At 65.7% G+C, this 3677-nt stretch carries 3 protein-coding genes; all 3 read left to right on the top strand.

The window, feature by feature from the left end:
* A partial coding sequence (locus tag QOC69_RS11615; RefSeq protein ID WP_526439510.1) for an Rv0340 family IniB-related protein occupies positions 1–453 on the top strand: 453 nt, incomplete at its 5' end.
* 264 nt (positions 454–717) lie between these two features.
* Positions 718–1785: an IniB N-terminal domain-containing protein gene (locus QOC69_RS11610; protein ID WP_526439508.1), complete on the top strand. Its 1068-nt coding sequence runs from the start codon at positions 718–720 to the stop codon at positions 1783–1785.
* Between the two features lie 90 nt (positions 1786–1875).
* Positions 1876–3677 (top strand): dynamin family protein (locus QOC69_RS11605; RefSeq protein ID WP_526439506.1); only part of this gene is annotated, 1802 nt, incomplete at its 3' end.

Here is a 3677-nt window from a genome sequence, read left to right as displayed (position 1 = left end):
AATCTCACCGACGTCACCAGTGCAGACGTCAACCATCTGATCCCCGTCGTCGCGGAGTCGCTGTCCGCGGCCGTGCCGTCGACGGGCTTCGACTCGTTCAACGCCGACGCGGGAAGCAATGTGTGGGCCAGTGGTGCGGCAACGGCAGCGTTCGACGCGTTCGGCGACCATCTGCCGGTGCAGGGGCTCGACGACGCGCACACCATCGTGACGAACGTCGTGGATACCCACGCCGACCTGTCGTCGACCGGTATCGACGTTGGTGACGACCCGTCCGCAGACGGCGGCGTGCCCGCGGTGGCGCTCGCAGACGATCCGTCGCTGCAGTTCGACGGCCCGGTCGTCGACGACGCACCGGTGCTGGACGCCGGCTCGCTGGACGACTGGGGCCATCAGGTGGCCGACGATCACCTCCCGCAGCACGACGACCCGGGATTCGACGTATTCAGTTAGCTCCGAGCTCTGCATCGATGCACAGCGCGGCCCGACACGGGCCGCGCTGTTGTCGTATCTGTGCAGGTAGAACGTGAATTTACCCACCGCCCCCAGTGATCCCCTAATCCCCTAATGGGGGATCCCCCTATACCCCTGCATCGGGGGGTGGAGCGAGGGGCGTCGGCCCCGTTTCACCGGGGTCCGCGGGTCCATAACGTAGTCATCAGTTCGCCGGACACCCCTGCGACAGACTCAAGAACCAAACAACCGAAAGGCACTCCGATGACCACTCTGCTCGACTACATCCTCGACCTGTTCCGTAGCCCGGACGTGGCAGCGTCCTTCGTCCAGGACCCGGAAGGCGCCATGCGTGACGCCGGCCTGCCGAACGTCAGCGCGGCGCAGTTCGCCTCCGTGGCAGCCACCGCGGCTCCTGCGGGTCTCGCCCTCGGCGGCGGCGATCCGGTACAGGGACTGCAGCGCGCGGTCTCCGACTACCACAGCATCGCCTCGCCGTTCTCCCCGCAGACGACGTTCGCGCCGCAGACCCAGACCGACTTCGCAAGCCACAACGCCACTCAGGTCGCCAGCAACAACGACTTCATGAGCCCGGATCAGCACGCAGGGGCGAACGCGCAGAACGGCGCCTTCAACCTGGGCTTCGGCGACATCACGTTGGGTGACAAGACCACCAACACCGCCACCGACGGCGGCGTGGTGAACACCGGCCACGCCGGCAACATCGACACCACCAGCGTCAACGGCGACGGCAACGTCGTCGGCCACGGCAACAACGCCAATACGGGCGTGATCGAAGGCGGCAGTCACTCGCCGATCATCATCGGCGAGGGCAACCAGACCACGGTGACCGATACGTCGCAGCACTCCGGCGGCGACATCATCGACGGCAACCAGGGCACCATCATCAAGGACAACGACATGTCCGGCGGACACGGCGGCAGCGCCAGCTCCAGCGGTGGTGGCGGCCTGCTCGGCATCGGCAACGGTGGCAACGAGGCCAACGCCGGTGGCGGTGGCGGCGGTGGATCGATCATCGTCAACGACAACGGGAACCACTCGAACAACACCACGACGGCCGTGGGTGGCAACCAGACCACCGTCGGCCACGACCTTGGCAGCGGCAACACCTCGAGCGTCGACTCGTCCACGCACAGCGTCAGCTCGGTGCACGAGGACAACACGTTCGAGCAGGACAATTCGGTGCACACCTCGGTGCAGGACGACCACAGCTTCACCAGCAACGTGGCGTCGGGCAACTCCACCGACATCGCCTCGCACAACGACACCGACGTGGCGTCGCACAACGCCACCGATCTGCACGGTTTCTGATCCACCACCGCGACTGGCGGGGACTCCCTGGGGGTCCCCGCCAGTTCCGCGCCTACCGTTGACTGACATCGAAGACCAAGAGGACCTCGCATGACGCAACCGAACGACCCGCGCAAGGTGAAGGTCATCGTCGAGTTGATCGACCACAGCACCAAGATCGCGGCCACCTACGATCGCGGGGACCTGGTGGAACGCCTCGGCAGGGCCAAGGAGCGGATCTCCGACCCGCAGATCCGGGTCGTGATCGCCGGGCAGCTCAAACAAGGCAAGAGCCAGCTGCTGAACTCGCTGCTGAACGTTCCCGTCGCCCGCGTCGGCGACGACGAGACCACGGCACTGGCCACGGTGGTGTCCTACGGCGAGAAGGCATCGGCGCGGCTGATCGTCTCGCGGGGCGACGGCGCCGAGCCCGAGGTCATCGAGATCCCGCCGAGTGAGGTGCAGAGCGATCTGCGGCGCGCACCCCAGGCCGGTGGTCGCGAGGTGTTGCGCGCCGAGATCACCGCGCCCAGCCCGTTGTTGAAGAACGGCCTCGCGTTCGTCGACACCCCAGGGGTCGGCGGTCACGGCCAACCTCACCTCTCGGCGACGCTGGGCCTGCTGCCCGACGCCGACGCGATGCTGATGATCAGCGACACCAGCCAGGAGTTCACCGAGCCGGAGATGACCTTCATCCGGCAGGCGCTCGAAATCTGCCCGTTGGCAACCATTCTGGCAACCAAGACCGATCTGTACCCGCATTGGCGCGAGATCGTCGCGGCCAACGAAGCACACCTGCGGCGGGCAGGCGTAAATGTTCCGGTCACTCCAGTTTCTTCGATCCTGCGCAGTCACGCGATCCAGATGAACGACAAGGAACTCAACGAGGAATCGAACTTCCCTGCCGTCGTCAAGTTCCTTAGCGAGAAGGTTCTGTCCAGGGAGAACGATCGAGTACGCGACCAGGTGCTTGCCGAAGTGCGTTCCGCCGCTGAGCATTTGACCCTCGCCGTCACCGCTGAGCTTTCGGCGATCAACGATCCCGATGCCCGTGACCGGATGACCGCCGACCTGGAGCGGCGCAAGCAGGAGGCCATGGATGCGCTTGCGCAGACCGCGCTGTGGCAGCAGGTGCTCAACGACGGCATCACCGACTTGACCGCTGACGTGGACCACGACCTGCGGGGCCGGTTCCGGGCGATCACTCAGCACACCGAGAAGGTCATCGACGGCTGCGATCCGACGCAGCACTGGGCCGAGATCGGCGCCGAACTCGAGAACGCGATCGCCACCGCCGTCGGCGACAACTTCGTGTGGGCGTATCAGCGTGCGGGGGCGCTCGCCGAAGAGGTGGCGCACAACTTCCAAGAAGCCGGCATCGACGCCGTCGACATGCCCCAGATCGACGCGCGGGAGATGGGTGCGGGATTCGGCGAGATGAAGTCGGTGTCCAAGCTGGAGGCCAAGCCGATCGGCAAGGGCCACAAGGTGGTTACCGGCATGCGCGGGTCCTACGGCGGCGTGTTGATGTTCGGCATGATCACGTCCTTCGCGGGGCTTGGCATGTTCAATCCGCTGTCGCTTGGCGCCGGTCTGGTGTTGGGCCGCAAGGCCTACAAGGAGGACATGGAGAACCGGATGGCGCGGGTGCGCAACGAGGCCAAGGGCAACATGCGCCGCTTCGTCGACGACGTGTCCTTCATCGTCAGCAAGGAGTCGCGCGACCGGCTCAAGGGGATTCAGCGCCAGCTGCGTGACCACTACCGCGGCATCGCCAACCAGACCACCCGCTCGCTGAACGAATCGCTGCAGGCCTCGCTCGCTGCGGCGAAACTCGAGGAGAACGAACGTGCCACGCGGGTCAACGAACTCGAGCGTCAACTCAACATCCTGCGCCAGGTCACCGAGCACGC

This window comes from Mycobacterium sp., assembly GCF_032162105.1.
Lineage (GTDB): Bacteria > Actinomycetota > Actinomycetes > Mycobacteriales > Mycobacteriaceae > Mycobacterium.
The sequence above is the reverse complement of the archived record's forward strand: the minus strand, read 5'-3'. Positions and strand labels throughout refer to the sequence as shown.

Excerpts from the sequence above, each read along its gene's own strand:
- QOC69_RS11610 (WP_526439508.1), top strand. The coding sequence starts at position 718 with ATGACCACTCTGCTCGACTACATCCTCGACCTGTTCCGTAGCCCGGAC.